The sequence below is a fragment of the Agarivorans sp. MS3-6 genome (assembly GCF_054112545.1).
The window spans coordinates 135,457-162,303 of the sequence record NZ_CM134202.1; the positions used below are offsets into that span (position 1 = coordinate 135,457).

A 26,847-nucleotide genomic window follows, 5' to 3' on the forward strand; every position below is an offset into this window, starting at 1 on the left:
TGGGCATAGCTCACATTTTTCAATGCCTCGAGATTAAATTATTAACTTACATTTTACAAACTAGCTCATTCAAACTGAAGTGATTGGCGATGGATTGCGGGTCTAGCTGAGCTTGATAAGGGATTTTGGCGATACACGGTGCTTCAAAGGTGTCGCGTAGATACTGAATATTCAAATCTGATATTTGACGATCGCTATTTAGTACATTGGCTACCCAGCCGATTAAACGGGCTCCACTAGCCTTGATAGCCTCGGCCGTTAACAATGCATGATTCAAACAACCAAGCTTTACTCCAACCACTAACAATACGGGTAGCTGTTGCTCTACGACCCATTGCGACATCGTGATGTGATGTTCCCCCAATGGTACGTGCCATCCCCCGGCGCCTTCAACAACAACAAAGTCTGACTTCGCTTTTAGCTGCTGTAAGCCCTTAGTCATCAAGCTGATATCTACCGGTGTTTTTTCTAGCCGTGCCGCAATATGAGGAGCAATGGCTTGCTCTAATACCACCGGGTTAATTTCAGAATAACCCAGTTTACCGCTACTAACGGCATGAATAGCGATACCATCCTCATTAACTAAATGGTCACCGCTTTGCTCAGCGCCTGCTGCAATAGGCTTATAGCCATTGACGCGACGGCCTGCCATCTGTAGCTGTAATGCTTTAATGAGGCCACAACTGATGACCGTTTTACCAACTTCGGTATCGGTACCTGTAATGAAAATAGACTTAGTCATTTATTAACACTCCATAACAGACTTTATAGCTGGCACTCATGCGGTTATCCATCTCTGATTTGGCAAACTTTTGTTTATAAACACCCGCCATCTTCTTTAACTGCGTTGGATTGGCCAAGCCGTGTTGACCTTCTACTACGTAATTGGCGCCTATCCCCTTTAACTCCGCGAGTAACATAAAGGCATGCTCATACCACAGCGTTTGATCTTCAATAGTGATGTCTCGTTGATTAAAACCCGAATTTTCAATGGCTTTTTCGATATCAGATTGATGAAGAAAGCTATTCACGTGGCTATGTTGGTCAATTTCAGCCCAGGCTTGTTTTAACTCACATAAACTTCCGTCAACTAAAGTAGAAAAAATCGCCACACCGTTAGGCTTTAATATTCGCTTTATCTCAGCTAAGGCCTGCGGTAAGTCATTACACCACTGCAAGGCCAAATTTGAGAAAACCAGATCAACAGAATGATTGGCTAAACCTAAGTGTTCTGCATCACTCACTACACTAGATAAACCATGATGGGTTTGCATAGTTTGACGAGCCATAGCGTGGGATAAGTCAACCGATATTAGATAATCAGCTCTGGCCTGCAACTCAGCAGAGAAATATCCGGTACCACAACCTAAATCAATAGCTAATGGAAACCGCTGGCTTGGCAGAAAAGTCAATAAACGGTGCCCAATATCTCGTTGTAATCCAGCGAAATCATTATAAGTGGTAACAGCTTTTGAGAAAAACTGCGCCACCAAGCGTTTGTCAATAATCATATTTTGTTACTTAATAACTCAGCCAGCACCGACAACAACTGGCTAATATCTTGTTGTTGGTGGTGGCTACTTAAGGTGATACGCAAGCGCGCAGTATTTGAGGGTACTGTTGGGGGCCGGATAGCGGAGACCCAATAGCCTCGCTGTTGTAACTGTTGGCTGATAGCTAAGGCCCGCTCGCTAGATCCCAACAAAATTGGCTGTATAGCGGTGTCTGATCCACCTAATGTAATCCCCAGTTCTAATGCCTGTTTTTTAAAAAAGGTAATATTTGCTAGTAGCTGGGCTTGAAATTGTGGTTCATTTTTGACCACCTCAATTGCAGCACTGATCGCGCAGGCTTGGGCAGCCGGCATAGCGGTTGAATAAACATAACTTTTATCAAAGTTAATTAAATAGTCTTTCAGTTCTTGGTTACATAGGATGGTCGCCCCTGATACACCTAGCGCCTTACCAAATGTAAGCATGTGTATTTGTACGTCATTGACTGGCAAATGGGCATGTTCGATACTTCCCCGACCTTGATCACCAAGGCAACCAACACCATGAGCGTCATCTACCATTAACCAGCTATCATGCTGCTTACATAATTGACTGATTGAGCTTAACGGAGCTTGATCACCATCCATGCTGAAAACACCTTCAGTGATCACGAGGCGGTTGGCATTGCTAGCATTGACAAGATGTTGCTCTAGATGTTGAACAGAATTATGTTTAAAACGTTTGAAGCTTGCCTCACTCTGCACCCCTGCTTCCATTAAAGATGCGTGATTAAGTTTATCTTGTAATAACACATCATGTTTTGTTAACAGTGCTTTTATCAATCCTTGATTAGCTGAAAAGCCACTATTAAACAGCAAGGCCCCCTCACGCCCCTGCCATTCGCAGAGTTGCTGCTCTAATTGATAATGTGGCCTTTGAAATCCGCTAACCAAAGGTGAGCCACCACTACCCACACCAAAATCTCGAGCCCCCTTAATCCAGGCTTCAATCACACTTGGGTGGTGAGATAAACCAAGGTAGTCATTACTAGAAAAATTAAGGTAGCGTTGGCGATCAAATTCTATCCATCGCCCTTGAGCGGAAAACTGGCAGCGTCGTTGGCGAAACAATTGCTGCTGTTTACGCTGCTCAATGGCTTGACTGACAATCTCAAAAGCCATTTTAAGAAGCGTCGTAGAATTGCGAGTCGCTGTCTTTTTGCTGCTGCTTAACCAAAGTTTGGTAGAGCACTTCTTCTTGCTCTTCGGTGCCATTTTTAAGCGCCGCCGTCTCAGGACGGATACCTAATTTTTTGAACAACTGCATATCTTGGTTTTCATCTGGATTAGGGGTGGTTAATAGCTTACAACCATAAAAGATTGAATTGGCACCGGCCATAAAACATAAAGCCTGCACTTGTTCGTTCATCTCTTCACGCCCGGCTGATAAACGTACGTGAGAACGTGGCATCATGATCCGTGCAACAGCAATACAACGAATAAACTCAAACTGGTCCATATCATCAACATCCTCAAGCAAGGTTCCCTTAACCTTGACCAGCATATTAATAGGCACGCTCTCAGGATGGCGAGGCAAATTTGCCAACTGCACTAACAAACCACTTCTATCACTAGCGGTTTCTCCCATCCCCATTATTCCGCCAGAGCACACTTTCATCCCAGCAGAGCGCACGTTATCAAGGGTATCCAGGCGTTGATCATAAGTTCGAGTGGTAATGATTTCTTGGTAAAACTCGCGAGAAGTATCAAGGTTATGGTTATAGTAATCTAAACCCGCATCTGCCAGTTGTTCGGCTTGCTGTTTCTCCAGCATACCTAAGGTCATACAGGTTTCCATGCCCATGTCTTTCACCCCTTCCACCATTTTCAGTAGATAAGGCATGTCTCTCTGCTTCGGATTTTTCCATGCCGCCCCCATACAAAAGCGGGTTGAGCCGTTTGCTTTGGCTTTTTCAGCCTCTTTGAGAACATGTTCGACTTCTAATAAACGCTCAGTTTTTAAGTCTGTTTTGTGATGAGCACTTTGTGGACAATATTTACAATCTTCAGGGCAAGCGCCAGTTTTAATTGAGAGCAAAGTAGACACTTGTACCTGATTAGGGTCAAAGTTAGCGCGATGAGCGCACTGAGCCTGAAATAGTAAGTCATTAAATGGCAAAGCAAACAGATCGTTTACTTCCTGTACGGTCCAATCGTGGCGGAGTGCTTGAGTCATTTGTGCGCTTTCTTTAGCAATAATATTCGGCTAGTCTATCTACAGCAAAGCAGCTGTCAACTTTTATAAGTCAACAACTTTACAAGCGGTTAAAAAATGAGCATTGATTTAAACTACGACCAACAACATATTTGGCATCCTTATACTTCTTCGATTACACCTCTGCCTTGTTTTCCAGTCGCCGCCGCCCAAGGATGTGAAATTATACTCGAAGATGGCCGTCATTTAATCGATGGTATGGCGTCTTGGTGGGCATGTATTCATGGCTATAAGGTCAAAGAACTCGACCAAGCTGCCGCTGATCAGCTATCGAAAATGTCACATGTGATGTTCGGCGGCCTAACCCACCAACCCGCTGTTGAACTCGCCAAAAAACTGGTAGAGATCACCCCTAACAATCTTGAGCAGGTTTTTATTAGTGACTCGGGATCGGTCGCGGTAGAGGTAGCCTTAAAGATGGCACTTCAATATTGGCACGCCAAAGGTGAAAAACGCACTAAGTTTGCCACGATACGCAACGGCTACCATGGCGATACCTTTGGTGCGATGTCGGTATGCGACCCTAACGGCGGAATGCATCAGCTTTATCAAGGTTTCCTACCTGAGCATTTCTTCTGTGCCGCCCCACAAACTGGCTTTGATGAACAGTGGGATCCCGCAGATATTGAACCGATGAAAACCCTGCTCGAACACAATCATCAGCAGATAGCCGCGGTTATCGTTGAACCCATTGTACAAGGTGCGGGCGGTATGCGAATTTATCACCCACAGTATCTGCGTGAACTAAGAAAGCTGTGTGATCATTATCAAGTACTGCTAATTGCCGACGAGATCGCCACCGGCTTTGGTCGAACAGGTAAACTGTTTGCCTGCGAGCATGCCGACATTTCGCCTGATATTCTTTGTTTAGGAAAAGGTTTAACCGGCGGTTATATGAGCCTTGCAGCCACGCTTACCTCAAAAAGAATCGCTGATACTATTTGTAGCGGCGAGGCAGGTGTATTCATGCATGGGCCGACATTTATGGGAAATCCTTTGGCTTGTTCAGTAGCAGTAGCCAGTATTAATTTGTTACTCAGTTCGGGTTGGCAGCAACGAGTCCGTAACATAGAGAAGCAATTAAAGCAGCAATTGGCCCCTTGTGCAGGTCTGCAAGCGGTGCATGATGTCAGAATATTAGGTGCCATCGGCGTGGTCGAAACGAAAACACCGGTCAATGTTGCACAAATACAACAAACATTTGTAGAGCAAGGAGTATGGATTAGGCCCTTTGGTAAACTGGTATATATCATGCCTCCTTACGTTATTACACCGAGTCAGTTAACTCAGCTATGTAGCGCTATTTACGGTGCTTTAGCGGAGTAAGCCACTAATCAAACAAGTTTAAGTAATAGCCTAGCAACGCGGCAATCACAATCAGCGCTAACAAGCCCGTATTTATTTTAGAATAATCGGTTTGACGGCGTGAACGACTCCAGTTTAGCGCGATGCTGGTTAAGGTAATGCCACAACATCCCCACAATAAATAAACGTAAAGCTGACGCAAATCTTCTTGCCAATGGTCGCGGTATCCTTGCCCGTCTGATGGTTGAAAAGCACTATATACAATTTCGGGACGTGCATAGTGATAAACAATCAGCGAGGCTAAGAATGCACTCCACCCTATCAAAGAAAATACAAAGAACAAACGTTGGAGGCCATCTGGACCTTTTCTTCTTTCTTTACGGTTATGGGGCATCGCTAACCTTTTTTGCTGGTATAAATTTGTTTTTATAAGGATAACTTATCGAATTACATTGTTTTAGCATATTTTACTTGAGTCTTTAGCCTCAGGAAGTAACATTGGTTCCCTTATAATATTAGCACTATCAGATTGGAGCAGTTGTTTGCTATGACGCATTCTTCAGTGGCAGACGTTTTGAGCGGTAAGTTCAACGTTGGTCAACAAGTTACATTAAAGGGTTGGATCCGTACTCGTCGCGATTCAAAAGCCGGACTTTCTTTCTTAGCTATTCATGACGGTTCATGTTTTGATGCCGTACAAGCCGTAGCACCTAATACCCTGTCCAATTACGATAATGATGTGTTAAAGCTGACTGCCGGTTGTTCTGTTGTTGTAACGGGCGACGTGGTTGAATCCCCAGGCAAAGGCCAATCATTTGAAATTCAAGCGACTGAAGTTGAAGTGGTAGGTTGGGTAGAAAATCCCGACAGCTACCCCATGTCGGCTAAACGCCACAGTATAGAGTATCTCCGAGAGCATGCTCACCTGCGCCCTCGCACTAACGTAATGGGTGCGGTTATGCGTGTGCGCAATTGCTTATCTCAAGCCATCCATCGTTTTTACCACGAACAAGGTTACCTTTGGGTAAGTACCCCTATCATCACCGGTAGTGATACTGAGGGTGCTGGCGAGATGTTTAGGGTTTCTACTCTAGATATGAATAACTTGCCACTGGGTGATAAAGGCGAAGTAGATTACCAACAAGACTTTTTTGGTAAGGAAACCTTTTTAACGGTTTCAGGCCAATTAAACGCCGAGACTTACGCGTGTGCGCTATCGAAGGTTTACACCTTTGGGCCAACCTTCCGTGCAGAAAACTCTAATACTAGCCGGCACCTAGCTGAATTCTGGATGGTAGAACCGGAAGTTGCATTTGCAGATTTAGAAGACGTGGCAAAACTTGCAGAAGATATGCTGAAATACGTATTTAAAGCCGTGTTAGATGAGCGTATGGACGATATGAACTTCTTTGCACAGCGAATCAACAAAGAAGCGGTAAGCCGCCTCGAAAACTTTGTTAGTGCTGATTTTGCCCAAGTAGATTACACCGACGCGATTCAAATTTTAAAAGATTCAGGACGAGACTTTGAATACGACGTTGAATGGGGCATTGATATGTCTTCAGAACACGAACGTTATTTGGCAGAAGAGCATTTTAAAGCGCCAGTGGTAGTGAAAAACTACCCGAAAGACATTAAAGCTTTTTACATGCGCCAAAATGAAGACGGTAAAACAGTAGCAGCAATGGATGTTCTGGCGCCTGGTATCGGTGAAATCATCGGTGGTAGCCAACGTGAAGAGCGACTCGATGTACTAGACGCGCGCTTACTTGAGCTAAACCTAGATAAAGACGATTACTCTTGGTACCGCGATTTACGCCGCTATGGTACCGTTCCGCATTCAGGTTTTGGTTTAGGTTTTGAGCGTTTAGTGTCATACGTAACCGGTATGACTAACATCCGCGATGTCATCCCGTTCCCACGGGCACCTAAAAATGCAGAGTATTAATTAACAGCGTTTATAAACCTTTAATGATTAAAGCCTCAATTTTGTTGAGGCTTTTTTATTTGCTGATCACCCTCACACTCAAGCTAATTGCCGCTTAAGCCATATCAATCAAAGCTATACAGCATTGGGATCATCATCCATACTTGTTTTCATTGAAAGTGCAAAATTATCATGAGCGTAACAAGGATCTGCATGAAAAAATTGAAAGTGGTTACTACCGAAGACGTACTACTCACCCTGTGTAATTCAGTCACCAATGTATTGAACAAAGCAACCAGTAGTGAAATTAGATACTCGGCGATGGTTCAAAAAATCAACAAAACTTGCCTTAAACCAGATATAGGCTGTTTTGTACTTTTCGATGGCGGTTTTTCAGGTTTGGTCGTGATTAACTTCACCGCCGATGCTGCAATGGAAATCTACCGCAATTACATGTTGCACATGGGCATACCTGAATCGGAACTCGCCCAACAACACACTGCTGATGAGGTCGGCAACGTGATGGGTGAACTAATGAATCAAATGGTAGGTTACTTCACTGGTGTGATTGGAAAAGAGTTACAAACCTCTCTTACCCAAAACCAGCCGAAAATGCTTGCACTAAATAAACAAGTTCTCATTTCGATTGATACTAATCTAGATCGACCTCAAGCGCGCCGAGTGACCTTTACTACCGCTAAAAATAATATCTTCTATCTAGAATTGGCGATGGATAAAACAGAGTTCATAAAACTTCATGAATTTGAAACCGAAGAAGATGTTGATCCCGATGATCTTATTGAACAAGCTGCAGCACAGAACAAAGCATCCAAAAAGCCTGCCGAATCAAGCCAAACCATTGATCAAGATTTACTTGACGAATTGGGCATCTAATTAAGCAACTGCTGTATATGCTCAAGGCTAACTTGAGCATTTTTATAATCTAAGCCCACTGGATGATAAGCACCTGAGACTTCTAACACCAAGGAAGGAAAGCCCTGAATAGGTAAACTACGAGCAAAATGAATCTGCTCTAGTAGCTGTCTATTCAACTCGTCACTCGTCAAGTCACGAGAAAACTGCTGACTATCCAAGCCCAAATTTTGAGACAGCGTAATCAGTTGATGATCATCTGAGGGATTGATTGCCTGCAAATAATAGGCATGCTGAATTGCGCTAATCATCGCTTTTCCTGCGTGCTGCTTAGCAGCAGCAAGTACTGCGCGGTTTGCTGGATAGGTGGAACGCCGAGGTATGTTTAGTCGCCAGAAATCAAAATTAAATTCAGTGCCTAACTGGTCGGAAATTTTATGCCACGTTTGCTGTAAAAATTGTTGCATATCTTCAGCCATCTCCACCGAAGAGTCAGCGGCCAAGCCCCCTAATAAGTACTTTAGTTGAACATTCTTAGGCAATTTTTTTTCCAGTGAGCTCAAGGTTGGTTGGTAACCCCAACACCATGAGCACATTGGATCATGCACGTAATATAAGCAGCCTTTAAAATCACTCACTCTACAACCAACTTACGTAGTCTTTAAAGTCTAATTCACGTGGCTTATTGGCTTTGGTTTGAGCACTACCTAAATAGAGATAACCCACAATAGACTCAGTCTCAGATAAACCTAATTGTTGGTTAACTACCGGGCTATAAGCCATGGGACCTGTACGCCAAATACCATTATACCCTTGAGCAAATGCTGCCATCTGCATCGCATGAACCGCACAGCCTGCAGACAATACTTGTTCAATTTCAGGAACTTTAGAATGTACTTTAGGTGAAGCGATAACGATGGTAATAAGTGGAGCACGAAACGGCATAGCTTTAGCTTTCTCGTGGTCGCCCTCTTCAGCTTCAGCCGCCTTCGCAAAAATGTTCGATAGACTACTTAACCCCTCACCGCTAACATGAATAAAACGCCATGGGGTTAAGCCTCCGTGGTCAGGAGCCCGCAGGCCTGCTTTCCAGATCACTTCTAGCTCTGCTCCTTCGGGAGCGGGTGCCGCTAAGCGCGCGCATGAGTAACGATTTAGCAATAAATCTAAGGCTTTCATTATTATCCTTAACAGCCTGAATATAGCGCCATTGTGCGCGAATTATGCCAAAAGTAAAGTAAGCTAGATCGCTGTTTTACAGCTAAGCAATATGTGTATTGAAACGAGAGAAGCTAGCTAATCAACCAGTTTAAAGTGTGGCTGTTGCAGTCTTGGCTAAAATGAGTCTACTAGACTGCAACGGTAAAATTAACAATACACAAAGCTAACCCTAGATAACAGCTGCCAGCTCAGCGCCTTGGCGAATAGCTCTTTTAGCATCCAGCTCGGCCGCGACGTAAGCTCCGCCTATGAGGTGGGAGCTTACGCCTAAAGCACTTAAATCGTCATGTAAGCCGCGCATAGGCTCTTGTCCAGCACATACGACCACATGATCGACATCGAGAATTGTTTTCTCTCCATTAACCAAAATATGCAAACCTTGATCATCAACTTTTTGATATTCAACACCAGCAAGCATTTCTACCTGGTTTTTCTTTAAGGTTTCACGATGGATCCAGCCGGTTGTTTTACCTAAATTCTTACCTACTTTACTGGCTTTACGTTGACATAAGTAGACTTTACGTAAGGCCTTATGCTGCTGCTGCTCTTTTAGGCCACCCGCTTGTGACATTGTATTATCAATTCCCCAATTGTCTAACCAACGGCCTACATGAGTAGATAAAGAAGGCTGTTTTTCAACCAAATATTCTGCAACGTCAAAGCCGATACCGCCAGCACCGATAATCGCGACTTTATCGCCAACCTCCTTGTGGTCTCGTAGCACATCCAAATAGTTATAAACTTTAGGATGATTGATGCCTTCAATGGGGGGAGTACGGGGTGATATACCACTCGCGACGACAATTTCGTCCACATTTAGCGCCGCTAACATGGGCGCGTCAACACGAGTATTGAGCTCAAGGTTTATATTGAGTTGCTTGATACGATTGGCAAAGTAACGCAGCGTTTCATAAAACTCTTCTTTGCCAGGGATCTGCTTCGCATAGTTAAACTGGCCACCTAGTTGCGCGCTGGCGTCATAAATTGTCACTTTATGTCCACGTTCTGCGGCGTAACATGAAAATGCCAAGCCGGCAGGACCGGCGCCAACTACTGCAATATTCTTACTATGTTTACTGGTTTCAAAAGTAAGCTCGGTTTCATAACAAGCTTGCGGATTAACGAGACAGCTAGCACGTTGCTGTTTAAATACATGATCTAAACAAGCTTGGTTACAACCAATACAGGTATTGATGAGGGCGGCTTGGTTGGTTCGCGCTTTTTCGACAAACATCGGGTCTGCTAATAAGGGGCGCGCCATTGACACCATATCGGCCTGACCTGAGCGTAAAATATTCTCTGCTACATCAGGCGTATTAATGCGGTTTACTGCTACCATTGGAATACTAACGTGTTGCTTTATTTTTTCAGTAACCCAAGCAAATGCTCCTCGGGGAACACTGGTTGCGATAGTAGGAACTCGCGCTTCATGCCAGCCAATACCAGTATTCAATATTGTGACACCGGCTTGCTCAAGTGCTTTTGCAAGGATCACGACTTCGTCATAGGTGCTACCTTTTTCAACTAAATCTAACATCGATAAACGGAACACTATGATAAATTTTTCGCCAACCAAAGCTCGGGTTTGTTTAACAATTTCTAAAGCAATTTTTATTCGATTTTGATAACTGCCACCCCAGCCATCGTTACGTTGGTTGGTTCGCGCGCAAATAAACTGATTAATCAGGTAGCCTTCTGAGCCCATAATTTCAACACCATCATAACCCGCTTTTTTGGCCAGTTTGGCGCTGTTGGCAAAATCTTTAATGGTGGCGCGTATTTGACGATCACTCATTGCCTTTGGTTTAAATGGCGAGATAGGCGCTTTTATTTTGCTCGCGCTTACATTAAATGGGTGATATCCATAACGACCGGCATGTAAAATCTGTAGCGCAATTTTGCCACCTTCTTGGTGTACAGCATTGGTGATTATTCGGTGTTTTTTAACTTGCCAAGGAAAACTAAGCTGACATCCATTAGGCGCTAACCGTCCTCGAAAGTTAGGCGCAATACCGCCAGTAACAATTAGACCAACCCCACCCTTTGCGCGTAAGGCATAAAATGCGGCTAACTTTTCAAACCCACCTTTTTCTTCTTCTAAACCGGTGTGCATAGAGCCCATTAAGACTCGACTTTGTAACTGAGTAAAACCTAAATCAAGTGGTGCTAACAAGTTGGGGTACTTGGTCATCTTTGTAACCTCAATCCTTTGGAATGTTATTAAACTGTTAACAGAGTATACAAAGCAAACCCACGTTTCAAACAATTGTTTTAATATTTGCAGGTGCCTGATAATTATGACTATGGTAACGTTTAACTCTATTTGACATTAATAAGTAGATCGCAGTGTTTAAATTCATCAAAAACATATTCCGCTTGTTTTGGAAAACCCTTAACTTTATTCGTGCGTTAATCGTTAACTTATTTCTACTATTGCTGGTAGTAATGGTAATAATTGCCGTTAACGATGTCAGCGACGAACCAGCAGCCCCACCGGTTGCCGGCGCATTACAGCTTGTTCTTGACGGGCAAATTGTTGAACAACGCCAACGAATAAACCCGATGGCTGAATTGTCCAATGAATTACTGGGAAATACCGTAGAAAAAGAGTTTGATTTACACGACATAGTCGCAGCCATTGAGCAAGCCCGTACAGACAGTAATATCACCGGTATTGTGCTTCAGTTAGGTAGTTTACCGAACACTAGCCAAACAAAATTGGCCACCATCGGACAGGCTTTGCTGCGGTTTAAAGACAGTGGAAAACCTATTGTGGCTTATTCCGATTATTACGACCAACACCAATACTATCTCGCAAGTTACGCAGACCAGTTATTGCTTAACCCTAAGGGAGCGGTATTAATACGAGGGATGAACTCTCGTCGCTTATTCTACAAAGATGCTATCGATAAACTTGACGTCACTACCCATATTTTCCGAGTAGGAACACATAAATCGTTTGTAGAACCTTACATTCGTAATGATATGTCCGACGAGGCAAAACAAGATTTAGCTCATTGGATGGATCAGCTTTGGCAGGCTTATTTAACAACGGTATCAGCAAATAGGAAGCTCGATGCCGAGCATCTTATGCCTAAACCCTCAGAGTTACTTGCACGTCTAAAATCAGTAGACGGTGATGGCGCACGTTACGCCGAAAAGTTTGGTTTAATCGATCAGCTCACTACTCGCAGCCAAGCTAAACAGGTGCTAGTCGATACCTTTGGTGAATCAGAAGATGGTGAAAGCTATAAAAAACACAGTTACCTCGATTACCTACAAACCGTGTCTAACAATCAAACCAGTAGTAACAAGATTGCTTTAATTGTTGCTCAAGGGGCAATTGTTGGCGGGCGCGGACAAGAAAATGTGATCGCTGCGGATACTGTATTGTCGCAGCTGAATCGCGCCTTGAATAATGAGCAAGTTAAAGCCTTAGTAGTTCGCGTTGACAGCCCTGGAGGTAGCGCCTTCGCCTCAGAATTAATTCGTGAGAAATTCCAACAATTTCAAGATAAAGGCATCCCGGTCATCGTATCAATGGGTAGCGTGGCAGCAAGCGGTGGATATTGGATTTCTTCCACCGCCGATCAAATCTTTGCCAGCCCCACCACGATTACTGGTTCTATTGGTATTTTTGGCATGTTTGCGACTTTAGAGAACGCCTTAGCGAAAATTGGCGTGACTAGCGACGGCTATGCAACTAGCACCTTAGCTGAAATAAGCCCTATCCAAACCCTACCTGAAGAAGTTAGGCAGATCATTCAGTTGAATGTGGAGCATGGTTACCACGATTTCCTATCGTTAGTTTCTTCTGGTAGAGGTATCGACTTAGTCGATATGGATAAGATAGCTGAAGGCAGAATTTGGACTGGTCAAGATGCATTAAATAATGGACTGGTCGATCAACTCGGTGATTTACATGATGCGATAGACTACGCTGCTGCTCTCACTGAGTTAGAAAACTATCAAGTAGTAAAACTAAGGCCTGAGCTAAATTCTCGTGAACGTTTTATTGCCCAGCTATTTGACTCTCATATAGCCCAAGCCTTAGAAACGGCTATCCCCAATTGGGCGCTATTGCATTCTCTTGCAGAACAGGCCCCGAATGTTGAACAATTCAATGACCCGCTAGGTCAATATAGTTTTTGCGCTGTATGCGAACAATTCTAAAACGATGGCATTTATTTAGAATCGCTTAATTACTTTAGCTTTGCATCAGACTATAATTTCAAAAAATTATTGAATTATAGTCTGATGAATCAAAAATCTATTTATATAGCCTACACTGGCGGCACTATCGGTATGCAACGTAGTGAAAGAGGCTATGTACCTGTCGCTGGGTTTATGCGTGATTGTCTTAAAGCAATGCCAGAGTTTCAACGCGACGAAATGCCAGACTTTACCGTTCATGAATTTTCTCCACTTATAGATTCAGCTGACATGGATCCTCAGCATTGGCAGTTGATCGCTGAAGATATCCAAGCTAACTACGAAAAATATGATGGTTTTGTCGTTTTGCACGGTACCGATACCATGGCTTACACCGCTTCAGCACTATCATTCATGCTTGAGAACCTAACTAAACCCGTCATTGTTACAGGCTCGCAAATTCCACTGAGCGAGTTACGCTCTGATGGTCAAACAAACTTACTGAACGCGCTTTACCTTGCCGCTTATTATCCAGTTCACGAAGTATGCCTATTTTTCAACAACCAGTTACTACGCGGAAATCGCAGTACCAAAGCCCATGCAGACGGCTTTGATGCATTTATGTCACCTAACTTCCCCCCTTTACTAAAAGCCGGCATAGATATCGAAGTTATCGCTGGTGAAATAAGGCCAACCGGAATTAGCGCCCTGCAGATTAGTCCTATAGTGCCCCAACCTATTGGCGTAGTGAGTTTATATCCGGGGATTTCAGTTGAAGTAATCGCTAATCTGCTATTACAGCCAGTTAAGGCGGTCATTTTGCTTAGTTATGGCGTGGGTAATGCTCCGCAACATGAAAGGATGACGGAGCTGCTAGAACAAGCCAGTGAACGCGGAATTATCGTGCTCAACTTGAGCCAATGTTTAACAGGAAAGGTAAATATGGACGGTTATGCAACGGGCAATGCATTAGCCAAAGCTGGTGTTGTAAGTGGCAGTGACATGACCACCGAAGCAGCCTTAGCTAAATTACACTACTTGCTAAGCAAAGATTTACCTAGCAAGCGGATTAGAGAATTGTTAAGCCAAGATATTAGAGGTGAAATCACCCTCTAACTATCGTGCTGAGCTACTTTAATAATCGTTTGCTCCTCGCGGTACTGACGCTTTAGCTCTTGCTTTGACTTCATGACCAATTCGCCGTCGGTTCCTACGGTGAAATGTTGGGGCTGATGGTTATGTTTAGCCTGATACAAAATCACCATTTGCTGGGTATGGTCACGCTGTTCTTTAGTGACTTTTTTACCATCAGGCCAACGTCCAGTTTCTACTGCTGTTAGCATGTTTTGATAAATCTCGGGGCTCATCGCCGCCAACAACTTCTCTACATCCATTTATCACTCCTATAATGTTATGGAAACACTAACAAACCAATTGAGCACTGCCAAGTTATAAACTGAGCAGTTGAGCAAAATGCCGGGGTTTAGATTGACCTAAATAGAAAAAAACTATGCTAGTCTTACACTTATAAAAATTGCCACTAAACCTTTATCAGGGAAATGATTTGTCTCTATTTAAACCATTTAGCCTTAGCTTATGCTTAGTTGTTCCGCTTACTCTTAGTGGATGTGATACTCGATTTAATTTCTTCGGCTTTGGCAGCCCTACAATAAAAAGCATTTGCAAAAACAACCCCGAGCTTTGTGATGATCTAAACCGAGATGGCTGGTGTAAAAATGAACGCTCAGCAGTCATATTTAGCCGCTTAGACGAGCGACAAGAACCCAGTGAACCCAACAAATACGCCTTGATAAGAGACTATAGCGCTTACAATTTCTGTATAGAGCTAGCCGCCAGTATTGAGCCCAAATATGACAAATCACGTAAAACACAACGGGTAATAGGTATGTTGACTTCTCTTGAAGAACTGCAACGCTTAGAGCAGGAAACTAAAGAATCTGATTACCCCTTCCTATCCAAATACCACTGGACTCAATTACGCAATGAACAAGCGGGTAAACGGTTTTTAGCACTAGAAGGTACAGAGGCCTTAAACCATCCTGAACTGCAGTGGACATTAGCTATTTACTACAGTGGAAAGGATGCAAATAAAGCCATCAGCATTTTACAAAATATCTTTAAACTTTACTCTACAGAAGCGTCGATCCCAGCGAAATATGCTGAAGCAATCACTTCACAGTATATGAGTATAAAAGATTACCCAAATGCCTACTTATGGGCTCGGGTTTCTGCAAAATTCAGCGATCATAGCACCCAAGATTATGCGGGACTAAATCATCTATTGAAAATGGATGAACAACAAAAACAAGCGCTAGACAACACCGCTGACAAAATTTTTGAACAAATAGAGAAAAGGCAATACCAGCCGTAAATCAAGTCTAATTATCAGCAGAAAAATCAAGCGCCACTGAATTGATACAGTAGCGGTCCCCTGTTTCAGTAGGGCCATCATTAAACAGGTGGCCCAAATGGGCGTCGCAGCGACTACATCTCACTTCTATTCTATCCATGCCATGACTTTTATCGGCCACAAACCGAATAACGTGCTCACTGGAGATACGATCAAAACTTGGCCAGCCACATCCGGCATCAAACTTAGCGCCTGACTGGAACAAGGCTTGGTTACAGCATACACAGCTATAAACACCTTGCTGTTTATTATGTAATAACTTCCCAGTGAAAGGATGCTCAGTCGCACCGTTACGAGTGACTTGAAAAGCGAGTTCGTCTAACAATTCACGCCACTCTTGCTCATCTTTAACTACTTTAGTCATGGCTTACTTGTTCTAATAATAACATGGAACTTTTACTCAATTTAATGGATGGTTTTCGCCGCTGTTTAGGGTAAATAGCTTGTTCACTAGAAGTATCTAACTGTTGCACCCAACGATGGTTATTTTCTGCGGCGGGAATAGCAAACTCTATGGAATGGTCGCAAGCATTAATAATCCATAACCAGCGTTCCTTGGCATCTCGTAAACTACGCATTTCAACAGCCACCGCCCAACCATGGGACTGGTGCCAATCCTCTTGATGCATATGTTTTCCATCAGGCCTGAACCAACGCACGCTATGATGCTTATGATGACACTTCTCATAGCTGTCGTTTTCTAACTGCAAATAATGAAATAAGCGAGAACGTTTACGCAACGCTATAAGCTGCTGAGTAAACGCCAAAAATTGTTGCTGTTCACTATCTAACTGCCAATTAAACCAACTCAGTTTGTTGTTTTGGCAGTAGGCATTGTTATTGCCTTGCTGGCTTCGGCTTAACTCATCGCCGCCTAGAAAATGAGGGATTCCTTGCGATAACATAAGAGTAGACAATAAATTACGTTTTAGTTTTCTGCGCCGAGCCAATACTTTCTTGTCTTTGGTAGCTCCTTCAACGCCGCAATTGACCGAAATATTATGTCCGTGCCCATCCCGATTATCTTCCCCATTGGCATGGTTGTGTCGCTGTTCATAGCTGACGATATCTTCGAGGGTAAATCCATCGTGATAACAGATATAATTAACGCTAGTATGAATACTTCTGCGACTGGATAGGAATACGTCGCGAGACCCCATGATTCGAGTCGCCATTTCACCTAAAAGGCCGTGCTCTCCTTTCCAAAAGCCTCTGCTAGTATCACGGAAGCGATCATTACACTCCATCCAACGCTCTGGAAAATGCCCCAATTGATAACCGTTAGGGCCGATATCCCATGGCTCGGCAATCATTTTGGCACGCGATAGGATGGGATCTTGGGCAATAGCTTTAAAAAATGCGGCTTGGTTATTATAGTGATTTCGTTCTCGGCCTAAACTTACCGCAAGGTCAAACCTAAAGCCGTCAACTTGCATTTCATCAACCCAGTAGCGCAGGCTATCTAATACCAGCCTCAAACCGATTGGATGATCTAAGCTAACACTGTTTCCACACCCAGTATTATTCACATACTGGCTATAATCAGGGCTGTCGCCAATGTGTTCAAATAGGTAGTAGTTTTTATTATCTAGGCCTCTGTAACACAACGAGGGCCCGTCTGAACCCGATTCAGCGGTATGGTTAAAAACCACATCAAGGATAACTTCAATGCCATGCCTATGGAATTCGCGAACCATGGTTTTAAATTCAGTCAACGCATCATTTTGAGCATAACGAGGTTCAGGAGCCATAAACAATATTGGGTTATAACCCCAATAATTACTCAAACCTAAAGATTTTAGCCGCGGTTCTGACATGAATGTAGCTATTGGTAGCAGCTGCACAGAACTAACACCTAAGCTTTTAATATGCTCAATACTAGACGGCTCAACCAAACCCAAATAAGTGCCACGTTTGGCAATCTCGACATCTTCTTTTTGCTGACTAAAACCGCGAACATGGGTTTCGTAAAGAATGGTATCTTGCCTAGCAATATTGGGTTTGCTTACACCTTGCCAATCAAAAGCATCGTCACAAACAATGCATTTAGGCACCATTTGAGAGTCGTCATCCTGATAGGCTTTAGCATCCCAAATAATCGGCCGAGTGACCGCTTTGGCATAGGGATCTAAGATCAGTTTTCTTGGGTCGTAACACAGACCATGCTCTGGCTGGTAAGCGCCAAAAACACGGTACGCATAAAGTTGACCCGCTTTAATGCCGGCGATATGACCAAAACGGATGCCGCCCTGCTTTCCGGGTAATACAACCCGAGCGAGTTCATTTTCATTGTGATCAAATAAGCAAAGCTCGATGTGCTTGGCATCACCAGCATGTATCGCAAAGTTACACCCATCATCATCTAATGAGGCGCCAAGCGGATAGTCATTCCCGGTTGATGCCTGATACTGAACCAGGCTAATCGGCAGTGGATTTAATTGACTTTTTGTAGACATGTACACCCTTGAGCCTCTGCTAAGGCAGAGGCTAAACATCAAAAATCTAATCTACTTTGATTAAATACAATGTTGACAGTGGTGGCAAGTTTAAAATAATGGAATTTTCATATCCCTTCGCATTAATCGCTTCACTTTGGAACTCGATACCGGCGTCATAATTGCCCCCCCAATACATCTCAGAGTCGGTATTCAATATGATTTTATAACGCCCTTCTTCGGGAACAGCTAAGCGATAAGCATCTCGAGGAACCGGTGTAAAGTTACTAATAACAATCACTTTTTCGTTATTGCTAATGGCATTTCTCTGGAACACTACGATGCTATTTTCCCAGTCATCATGATCTACCCACGTAAAGCCATTGGTATCATAATCACCTTCATACATTGCCGCATGACTGCGATAAACTTTATTAAGTTGTTTAACCAGCTCTTGTTGCCCTTTATGTTTTGGATAATCCAAAACATTCCACTCTAGGCTTGTATCATGGTTCCACTCACTGGCTTGGGCAATTTCATTACCCATGAAATTCAGTTTTTTACCTGGGTGAGCAAACATGAAAGCGGTATATGCTCTTAAATTAGCGGCCTGTTGCCATTCGTCACCCGGCATTTTCCCTAATAACGAACCTTTACCGTGAACCACCTCATCATGAGATATCGGTAATACAAAGTTCTCGTCGTAGTTATAGACCATCGCGAAGGTAATTTCGTTGTGATGGTATTTTCTAAAAGCCGGATCTTTTTGCATATAAGTGAGAGAATCATGCATCCAACCCATATTCCATTTAAAGCCGAAGCCTAAACCACCAGTAAAAGTAGGACGTGATACCCCAGCAAATGCTGTCGATTCTTCAGCTATCGTCATCGCATGCGGGTACTGACGGTACACTTCTTCGTTAAACCACTTCAGCAAGCTAATTGCTTCGTAGTTGTGGTTGCCACCGTCAATATTAGGCACCCACTCTCCCTCTTCACGAGAGTAGTCCCAGTACAGCATCGATGCAACGGCGTCAACACGTAAGCCGTCAACATGAAATTTATCTAGCCAAATCAATGCACTAGCAACTAGGAATTGACGCACCGTATCGCGACCAAAATCATATATGTATGAGTTCCAATCGTTATGCCAGCCACGACGTGGATCTTCATACTCATACAGATGGGTGCCATCAAACTGGGCAAGACCATGCGAATCACTCGGGAAGTGTGCAGGAACCCAATCAACAATAACGCCGATACCATTTTGGTGACATTGATCAACTAAGAATTTGAAATCATCTGGGTTGCCAAATCGACTGGTTGGAGCAAACAAGCCAATTGGTTGATACCCCCAAGATCCGTCGAAGGGAAACTCTGAAATAGGTAAAACCTCAATGTGGGTATAGCCCATTTCTTTAATGTAATTAACTAACTCTACGGCAAGCTCTCGATAGCTGAGATAATTGTTACCGGTATCTTCTATTTTACGCTTCCAAGAACCTAAATGGACTTCGTAAATACTCATTGGCTGATAGCGTTTATCGGTTTTTTGAGACTCGATCCAGGCTTGGTCACCCCATTGGTATTGATCGTGATCCCATACTACCGAAGCAAAAGAAGGATATTGCTCAGAACTAAAACCCACCGGATCTGTTTTATGCGGTAGTGAATGACCGTGCCGATCCTTCAGTTCATACTTGTACTTAATGCCTGCCGATAAACCAGGTACAAAAAGTACCCAGTGGCCATCTAGAGAGCGTTGCATTGGCAAACAACGTCCGTCCCAGTGATTGAAATCACCAATCAAACTGACGCTTGAAGCACTCGGAGCGTAAACCGCAAACCTAACACCCTTTACGGTTTGTCCTTCAAACTCATAAGATTTAACTTGAGCGCCTAAAACCTCATAGAGATTTTGCGGGGCATGGGTCATTGTTGCTAGGCCATCGTAGGCCTGTTCAGTAAATTGATAAGGGTCGATAACGGTGGTTTTGGTATCACCATAATCAACTTCAAGCTGATAAGTAAATCGTTGACGATTGTCTAGTTTGAGCTCGAATAAGCCCTGAGTCGACAATTGCTCCATGGTGCCTATAACTTCGCCAGCTAAGCTCATTACAGTGATGGCTTTGGCGTCGGGTTGCCAAACTCGAAGCAGCATACCCTTGCCATTTTTATCGTCTAATAAGCCTAAAGCATTGAAAGGCTCACCTAAGCGAACACTAGATAATTGTTGAACTAATTGAGAAACATGTGAAGACAAAGATCGTTTCATTGTTTACTTACCTTAAGATCCTGAGAATAAGGGGATTTGGTCATTAAACTTAGGTTAGCGCAACTGAGCAATGTTTTCTGCTTTTATGGCCACTAAAGTGAGATAGAAAACATTTTCATGGCAAAAAAAAAGCGCTCCGAAGAGCGCTTGCTTATATTATGAACAATAACTAACTAGCTTTGTTACGAGCATCGGTCAGTGACTGCATTAATTGTTGGACATCGTTACTCGCAAACAAGTCACTAAGATTCCAAGTTAGCTTACGTCGCCAGTTTGGATATTCAGCTGAAGTGCCAGGTACGTTAACAGGCTTGTCCATCTCCATCCAATCTTCTAATTGGACAGACAATAGGCTACAACTGCCCTTTGCCATATGCACTTGAATACCGAAGTTCAAGCCACGATCCATACCAACCCAATTTACATCATGTGAAATATAATCAGGAATGCTTTGATGACCATGTAAGGTATCTAGTAGCTTCTGTTTATTTTCATGGCGATCTTTATAAAGACTTTGCAATACGTCTTCGTCGGGGTAAATGCCTAACTCGCGACCTAGTGCTAAATCATCACAATGCCAAAAACCACGTAGGGTTGGCATATCGTGGGTTGTCACTGCAGACATCGCCTGAACTGGATAATGAGCCGGTGAAATGAAGCCACCATCTTCAGCTTGTTCAAAGAAGAATATACGGTAAGAGTGAACACCGTTCTCTTGAAGTATTTCAAATATGCCGTCAGGCACCGTGCCTAAATCTTCACCAATGATGAGACATTTATTTCTGTGGCTCTCTAGAACCAAAATGCCTAATAGATCTTGGATTGGGTAATAAAGGTAAGCACCTTTATCAGCAGAATCTTCATTAGGGACTAACCAAAGTCGTAACAGCGCCATTGCGTGGTCAATACGTAATGAACCACATGAACGCATGTTTGAGCGGAACAAATCAATCATGGGTTGATATTGCTGTTCCTCAAGCACTGCTGGGTCCATCGGAGGCAAGCCCCACTTTTGACCTAATGGACCAAGAATATCTGGCGGAGCGCCTACACTAGCGTCTAGCGAGTAAAGGTCACCATTTGCCCAAATCTCTACACTACCTTCACTAACACCTACGGCTAGGTCGCGGTAAAGGCCCATTGCCATACCAGAATCTTTAGCAACAGCATCAACCGCAGCTAATTGCTCATCAGCCATCCACTGTAACCACAGATAAAAATCTACCGCTTCCTGGTTAGCTTTAACCCACTCTGCTACTGCTGGTAAATGGTATTCTTTATATTCGTCTGGCCATGCTGGCCAACCCCAAGCGTTACCAATCGCGTCATACAAGTGAGCTTGTAATGCGTCGTAAGTTGCCTGAGCAGCTAAGCTTTCGCCGCCTTCTTTAACAAAAGAACGGAAAGCATTAGCGCGTTTAGTGCGGCCTTTTTGAACAGTTTGGAACTGTTTAAAGACAAGTCTAAGCGCTTCTAACTTGGCTTCAGTGACACCAGTGTAATCTACCCATTCGCTACTGCGAAGTTGCTCTAAGCGATTCTGAAAAGCACTGCTAGCGACTAATTCAGCCGCTTCAGAAGCTTCAAACTCGGCAATGGCTTTAACATCGATGTAAACTACGTTTAACCAGCGACGCGAAGACGGGCTATAAGGGCTAGCAGCTTCTGGGTTTGCTGGGTACAAAGAGTGAATTGGGTTTAAACCAACAAAGTCACCCCCCTTTTCAGCAATATTTTTAACTAATACTTGTAAGTCACTGAAATCGCCAATACCCCAGTTTGTTTCACTGCGTAGACAGTAAAGTTGAACGCTAGGGCCCCAAACTTTTTTACCGTTGGCAATACTAGGTTGAATATATGCCGCTTGTGGCGCAACAATGTAACGTGTTTCAGCCAATACTTTGCGTCCGCCCTTTAACGAGATATTTAAAGAGTGGTAACCAATAGGTAATTCTAGCTCTAGTGGAACTTGATAAGCTTGGTATTCTGCTTCATTAATGGCATGAGCTTCGATAAGCTCACCATCAACAGGAACGATTTGCCCCTTGAATTCTTCACCCTGCTCAGTTTGCAGCTTCCAATTAAAACTCTTATTGGCTAGCTCAATAGGAACACGAATTTCCAGAGGATATTGCGGAGCGACTCTCACTACTTTTACTACTGGCATTACTTGTTGCCAGTAATTCAGTACGTCCTCTTCATAACGTTGGGCTAATTGCTCTGCGTTATCTACAGGGTAACCGAGTGCTTTCAATAATTTTAACTTGCTTTCAGGCACGACTTCAGCCGCATTACCCCAAGCATCTACGTAGCTGGTTTCGATGCCGCGAAGCTTTACCAACTGTTCAATGATTTGATCTGACATAACATTTCCCGAGTTATTGCTTTGTATAGAACTAATTATTATTTTTTTGCGCGTGTATTGTACTCATCCTAAAGCTTGTTTTATCGATCTAGCACAAACTTCACCAAATTAATTTTATCTGAGATTCACTGATATTGATTGTTTTTTTTTAAGTCTACGTCAATACTTCTTTCTGCAAATTGTAGCTTGTACATTTTTGAATCATTAATTGATGTTGCGCAAATTAATTGTCGATTCGACTTGAACAAATTTCAGAATGTTGTAAGTTTACAACCAAATTATACATCTGTTAACAACTAGGAACATTAGGTATCACTATGACAATTAAAGTTGGTATTAACGGTTTTGGCCGTATTGGACGTTTCGTATTCCGTGCATCTGTTGAGCGTAACGACATCGAAGTCGTAGGCATCAACGACTTAATCGACGTTGAATACATGGCTTACATGCTTAAGTATGACTCAACTCACGGTCGTTTCAACGGTACTGTAGAAGTAGTTGACGGCAACCTTGTAGTAAACGGCAACACTGTTCGTGTTACTGCAGAGCGTAACCCAGAAGAACTAAAATGGGATGCTATTAGTGTTGATGTTGTTGCTGAAGCAACAGGTATCTTCCTAACCGACGAGACTGCTCGTAAGCACATCACTGCTGGCGCTAAGAAAGTAGTATTAACGGGTCCTTCTAAAGACGCGACTCCTATGTTCGTAATGGGCGTAAACCAAGCGTCTTACGCTGGACAAGACATCGTTTCTAACGCTTCTTGTACAACTAACTGTTTAGCACCTATCGCTAAAGTACTAAACGACAAGTGGGGCATTGAATCTGGTCTTATGACTACTGTTCACGCTACTACTGCAACTCAGAAAACTGTTGACGGTCCTTCTGCTAAAGATTGGCGCGGTGGTCGTGGTGCTTCTCAAAACATCATCCCATCTTCAACTGGTGCAGCTAAAGCTGTAGGCGTTGTACTTCCTGAGCTAAACGGCAAACTAACGGGTATGGCTTTCCGCGTACCAACTGCTAACGTTTCTGTAGTTGACCTAACAGTTAACCTTAAAGAAGCTGCAAGCTACGAAGAAATCTGTGCTGCTATGAAAGCTGCTTCAGAAGGCGAAATGGCTGGCGTTCTTGGTTACACTGAAGACCAAGTTGTTTCTCAAGACTTCATCGGTGAAACTCAGACTTCTGTATTTGATGCAAAAGCTGGTGTTGCTCTAACTGACAAATTCGTTAAAGTTGTATCTTGGTACGACAACGAAATCGGTTACTCAAACAAAGTTCTAGACTTAATCGCTCACATCTCTAAATAAGAAATGTAGCTTTAAGCTAGACTAATAAAGCGACCTTAGGGTCGCTTTTTTTATAGGTGCAATTTATGGTCCTTGAAAGATTACAACTTAAAGTCGTTAAACAGCTAGATAACGCTGTATTTGAAGTGCGTAACGAAGAAGGTATGCTGTTTTATTGGGTCGATCACCCACAAGCAAAAGCACTTATTGCCCAGCAAGGGGCTCACTTAGTCAGTTACCGACCTAATCCCGGTAAAGAAAAATTATGGCTTAGCAAAAGTAGCGAATTCACCAGGGGAAAAGCGATTCGCGGAGGCATTCCTATTTGCTGGCCCTGTTTTGGTACCTTGGGAGGCGACACCTACCCAAGACATGGCTTTGCTAGAACCAGCCAATGGTCACTAGATACCATTAAAACAACCGAGCAATACTGCCAACTGGTACTTACCCTGTGCCATGATTCAACACCAGAAATTGCCTTAAGCTGTAAATTCACCCTCGGTGACCAAGCTAGCATTGAACTAACGACCACCAACAACAGCCCGACCGAATTTGAAATCACTGGCGCATTGCATAGTTATTTCATAACTGATGTAAAAAAATTACACATCGGATCACTTGGCGATCAATATATTGATTCTGTCAGCCAACAGACAAATTGCGATGTAACACAGTTTGAACTAAGTGAAGAAACCGACCGAATCTACCTAAAGCCCAAAAATATTAGTCATTTAAGCTGGGATAATTCAACAGTAGAGATTGAACACCGCGGTCATGACAGCGTAGTAGTGTGGAACCCCGGTAAAAAATTAGCTGACAACATGGCTGACCTACATAGTGCTGACCACTTCATTTGCATTGAAACCGCTATAACTCAGTCACCCGTCAAAATACCGGCTAAGCATTCGCACCAGTTAATTCAAGTTATTCGCTAAATAAAAAAGACCCTAAAAGGTTTCCTTTAGGGTCTTGTGTTCATTTTGTGTGTTGAAACAACCAACAGGTAAATTTATGGTTGTTTCAACATGAACCCACAAATTTATACTTTGGTAATACCAAACACTTGATTTTCTTGTTCTTGAACTCGAATAAATGTGGTGCGCTTAGTTAACTCTTTAAGTTCAGACGCCCCTACATAAGTACACGCAGAACGAACCCCGCCCAATACGTCTTGTACGGTAAGTTGAACACTGCCTTTATAAGGAAGCAAAACTGTTTTACCTTCAGAGGCTCGATATTCTGCCACCCCACCGGTGTGCTTATCCATCGCTGTTTGTGAACTCATGCCATAAAATTTCATGAACTGCTGGCCGTTCTCTTCGACGACTTCGCCGCCATTTTCTTTATGCGCAGCCAACATTCCACCTAACATCACAAAATCAGCTCCGCCGCCAAACGCCTTGGCCACATCGCCCGCTTGAGTACAACCACCATCACCCACTATTTGTCCACCAAGGCCATGAGCCGCATCGGCACATTCAATAATGGCTGACAGCTGCGGGTAACCTACACCGGTTTTCACCCGAGTGGTACACACACTGCCCGGGCCAATGCCCACTTTAACAATATCGGCACCGCTTAAGATGAGCTCTTCTACCATTTCACCGGTAACCACGTTACCCGCAACAATAACCTTATCAGCAAAGGTGTCACGCATCTTACGAACAAAACTCACAAAATGCTCTGAGTAGCCATTAGCAACATCAACACATATAAACTGAAGATGCTTATTAAGAGCCAAAATTTTCTTAGTTTTTTCAAACTCTGCGTCTGAAGTACCGCAACTTACCATCAAGTATTTGATTTTCTCAGGCGCCATATTCGCTAGAAACTCAGACCACTGAGCAATCGAGTAATGCTTATGTACTGCCGTCATCATTTTATGTTCAGCTAAGGCTGCCGCTAAGCCAAAGGTTCCCACAGTATCCATATTTGCGGCAATAACAGGCACACCTTCCCATTGACTACCGGTATGTTTAAAGGTAAACTTCCGATCAAGTACAACCTGAGATCTACTCTTCAGTGTTGAACGCTTAGGTTTGATTAAAACGTCTTTAAAACCAAGCTTTATATCTGTCTCAACTCTCATCTATTTCTCTACTACTTATTAGGCACAAAACCCAAAGAGTATAGCAGCAAAGCCATAGTAACAAAACCATTAATAATCGATTGCTGTAACACAGAGCCGCATAGCTTTCTGACACGCGCTATCTCATTGGCTGATCAGGTAAATTTGTACCGTGCAATAAAATAGCCTTAAAAAGGCTTAGGACAAAATAGAAAGCAATATAGCGTTTAGCGAATTGGGGGGGATTTTAGGGTGTTAAGCGTTCAATCAAACCGTCACTTGCTTGTTCAATTAAATCCAGCACCGTTTTAAAACCCTGCACGCTGCCGTAGTAAGGGTCAGGAATTTCTAAGGTATCACTTCCACCTGATGGCAGATACAATGCCAGTTTGCTACTAAACTGATGAGGGCAGTGTTTCTCTAGGTAAGCTAAGTTCTTATTATCTGAAGCAAGTATCAGGTCAAATTTGGCAAAATCTTTAATCAAAACCTTTCGAGAGCGTATACCTTTAAAACTATAGCCTTTATCTTCGGCAACTCGAACCGCTCTGGGGTCGGGTTTATCCCCATGGTGGTAATCGGTGGTACCCGCAGAGTCCACTTTTATTTTCAGTTTTTTCTGCTTAAGCTTGGTTCTTAATACAGCTTCGCCTGTGGTCGACCTACATATATTGCCCATGCAAACCACTAGAATAGATTTAACTCCAGGTATTTTATTCACTATGCATCCTTC

At 43.2% G+C, this 26,847-nt stretch carries 23 protein-coding genes; 8 read left to right on the forward strand and 15 right to left on the reverse strand.

From position 1 onward, the window contains the following. Positions 1–46: 46 nt before the first annotated feature. From bioD to bioB, 4 genes are read right to left on the reverse strand one after another with little or no spacing between them, the layout of a single operon-like run. Positions 47–742: a dethiobiotin synthase gene (gene bioD, locus ACVFI8_RS00690; RefSeq protein WP_457872736.1), complete on the reverse strand. Its 696-nt coding sequence runs from the start codon at positions 740–742 to the stop codon at positions 47–49. Then, positions 735–1,511, reverse strand: coding sequence for a malonyl-ACP O-methyltransferase BioC (gene bioC / locus ACVFI8_RS00695; RefSeq protein WP_457872737.1), 777 nt, complete (start codon positions 1,509–1,511; stop codon positions 735–737). The genes bioD and bioC overlap by 8 nt, the downstream gene beginning before the upstream one ends. Continuing rightward, entirely contained in the window at positions 1,508–2,674 is a 1,167-nt protein-coding gene (gene bioF / locus ACVFI8_RS00700) for an 8-amino-7-oxononanoate synthase (RefSeq protein WP_457872738.1), read from the reverse strand. The genes bioC and bioF overlap by 4 nt, the downstream gene beginning before the upstream one ends. A gap of 1 nt (position 2,675) precedes the next feature. Further along, entirely contained in the window at positions 2,676–3,728 is a 1,053-nt protein-coding gene (gene bioB, locus ACVFI8_RS00705) for a biotin synthase BioB (RefSeq protein WP_248715354.1), read from the reverse strand. Between the two features lie 96 nt (positions 3,729–3,824). Between bioB and bioA the strand changes: the two genes are divergently transcribed. Further along, positions 3,825–5,093, forward strand: a complete 1,269-nt coding sequence (gene bioA, locus ACVFI8_RS00710) for an adenosylmethionine--8-amino-7-oxononanoate transaminase (RefSeq protein ID WP_248715353.1) — start codon at positions 3,825–3,827, stop codon at positions 5,091–5,093. A gap of 4 nt (positions 5,094–5,097) precedes the next feature. Here bioA and ACVFI8_RS00715 read toward each other — a convergent pair whose 3' ends face one another. Beyond that, positions 5,098–5,466 carry a hypothetical protein gene (locus ACVFI8_RS00715; protein ID WP_457872739.1) on the reverse strand — a complete coding sequence of 123 codons (369 nt, stop codon included), beginning with the start codon at positions 5,464–5,466 and terminating at the stop codon, positions 5,098–5,100. A gap of 153 nt (positions 5,467–5,619) precedes the next feature. Here ACVFI8_RS00715 and asnS point away from each other — a divergent pair, with 153 nt between their 5' ends. Beyond that, complete coding sequence (gene asnS / locus ACVFI8_RS00720) at positions 5,620–7,020, forward strand: asparagine--tRNA ligase (protein ID WP_457872740.1); 1,401 nt, start codon at positions 5,620–5,622, stop codon at positions 7,018–7,020. A gap of 192 nt (positions 7,021–7,212) precedes the next feature. Then, positions 7,213–7,893 (forward strand): DUF3334 family protein, encoded by a 681-nt coding sequence (locus tag ACVFI8_RS00725; protein WP_248715350.1) that lies wholly within the window; start codon positions 7,213–7,215, stop codon positions 7,891–7,893. Here the strand turns inward: ACVFI8_RS00725 and ACVFI8_RS00730 are convergent. From ACVFI8_RS00730 to ACVFI8_RS00740, 3 genes are all read right to left on the reverse strand, one after another. After that, positions 7,890–8,468, reverse strand: a complete 579-nt coding sequence (locus ACVFI8_RS00730) for a DsbA family protein (protein WP_457873840.1) — start codon at positions 8,466–8,468, stop codon at positions 7,890–7,892. The genes ACVFI8_RS00725 and ACVFI8_RS00730 overlap by 4 nt on opposite strands. A 43-nt stretch (positions 8,469–8,511) precedes the next feature. Then, positions 8,512–9,051, reverse strand: coding sequence for an NAD(P)H nitroreductase (locus tag ACVFI8_RS00735; protein ID WP_457872741.1), 540 nt, complete (start codon positions 9,049–9,051; stop codon positions 8,512–8,514). 211 nt (positions 9,052–9,262) lie between these two features. Further along, positions 9,263–11,284: an oxidoreductase gene (locus ACVFI8_RS00740; RefSeq protein WP_248715348.1), complete on the reverse strand. Its 2,022-nt coding sequence runs from the start codon at positions 11,282–11,284 to the stop codon at positions 9,263–9,265. A 155-nt stretch (positions 11,285–11,439) separates the two neighbouring features. Between ACVFI8_RS00740 and sppA the strand changes: the two genes are divergently transcribed. Next, on the forward strand, positions 11,440–13,266 hold the full coding sequence (gene sppA / locus ACVFI8_RS00745; protein ID WP_457872742.1) for a signal peptide peptidase SppA: 1,827 nt from the start codon (positions 11,440–11,442) through the stop codon (positions 13,264–13,266). A gap of 84 nt (positions 13,267–13,350) precedes the next feature. Next, on the forward strand, positions 13,351–14,361 hold the full coding sequence (ansA, locus tag ACVFI8_RS00750; protein ID WP_248715346.1) for an asparaginase: 1,011 nt from the start codon (positions 13,351–13,353) through the stop codon (positions 14,359–14,361). Here the strand turns inward: ansA and ACVFI8_RS00755 are convergent. After that, entirely contained in the window at positions 14,358–14,639 is a 282-nt protein-coding gene (locus ACVFI8_RS00755) for a YeaC family protein (RefSeq protein ID WP_248715345.1), read from the reverse strand. The two genes, ansA and ACVFI8_RS00755, sit on opposite strands and share 4 nt — an antisense overlap. A gap of 170 nt (positions 14,640–14,809) precedes the next feature. On the opposite strand from ACVFI8_RS00755, the gene ACVFI8_RS00760 reads away from it, so the two are divergent. Continuing rightward, positions 14,810–15,637 carry a DUF2989 domain-containing protein gene (locus ACVFI8_RS00760; protein ID WP_248715344.1) on the forward strand — a complete coding sequence of 276 codons (828 nt, stop codon included), beginning with the start codon at positions 14,810–14,812 and terminating at the stop codon, positions 15,635–15,637. A 7-nt stretch (positions 15,638–15,644) separates the two neighbouring features. On the opposite strand, the gene msrB is transcribed toward ACVFI8_RS00760, so the two are convergent. From msrB to malQ, 4 genes are all read right to left on the reverse strand, one after another. Continuing rightward, positions 15,645–16,040, reverse strand: a complete 396-nt coding sequence (gene msrB, locus ACVFI8_RS00765) for a peptide-methionine (R)-S-oxide reductase MsrB (protein WP_248715343.1) — start codon at positions 16,038–16,040, stop codon at positions 15,645–15,647. Further along, positions 16,033–18,132, reverse strand: a complete 2,100-nt coding sequence (gene glgX, locus ACVFI8_RS00770) for a glycogen debranching protein GlgX (protein WP_248715342.1) — start codon at positions 18,130–18,132, stop codon at positions 16,033–16,035. Before glgX ends, msrB begins: the two co-directional genes overlap by 8 nt. 46 nt (positions 18,133–18,178) lie before the next feature. Next, positions 18,179–20,389, reverse strand: a complete 2,211-nt coding sequence (gene glgB / locus ACVFI8_RS00775) for a 1,4-alpha-glucan branching protein GlgB (protein WP_457872744.1) — start codon at positions 20,387–20,389, stop codon at positions 18,179–18,181. Between the two features lie 169 nt (positions 20,390–20,558). Beyond that, on the reverse strand, positions 20,559–22,754 hold the full coding sequence (malQ, locus tag ACVFI8_RS00780) for a 4-alpha-glucanotransferase (RefSeq protein ID WP_457872745.1): 2,196 nt from the start codon (positions 22,752–22,754) through the stop codon (positions 20,559–20,561). Positions 22,755–23,071: 317 nt separating this feature from the next. On the opposite strand from malQ, the gene gap reads away from it, so the two are divergent. Then, entirely contained in the window at positions 23,072–24,067 is a 996-nt protein-coding gene (gene gap / locus ACVFI8_RS00785; protein WP_248715339.1) for a type I glyceraldehyde-3-phosphate dehydrogenase, read from the forward strand. Between the two features lie 65 nt (positions 24,068–24,132). Then, a complete protein-coding gene (locus ACVFI8_RS00790) occupies positions 24,133–24,981 on the forward strand; it encodes a D-hexose-6-phosphate mutarotase (protein WP_457872747.1) in 849 nt (282 codons plus the stop codon). A gap of 104 nt (positions 24,982–25,085) precedes the next feature. On the opposite strand, the gene ACVFI8_RS00795 is transcribed toward ACVFI8_RS00790, so the two are convergent. Both ACVFI8_RS00795 and ACVFI8_RS00800 read right to left on the reverse strand, forming a co-directional pair. Then, positions 25,086–26,135 (reverse strand): GMP reductase, encoded by a 1,050-nt coding sequence (locus ACVFI8_RS00795; protein WP_457872749.1) that lies wholly within the window; start codon positions 26,133–26,135, stop codon positions 25,086–25,088. Positions 26,136–26,361: 226 nt separating this feature from the next. Then, entirely contained in the window at positions 26,362–26,835 is a 474-nt protein-coding gene (locus ACVFI8_RS00800) for a low molecular weight protein-tyrosine-phosphatase (protein WP_256469362.1), read from the reverse strand. Between the last annotated feature and the right edge of the window lie 12 nt (positions 26,836–26,847).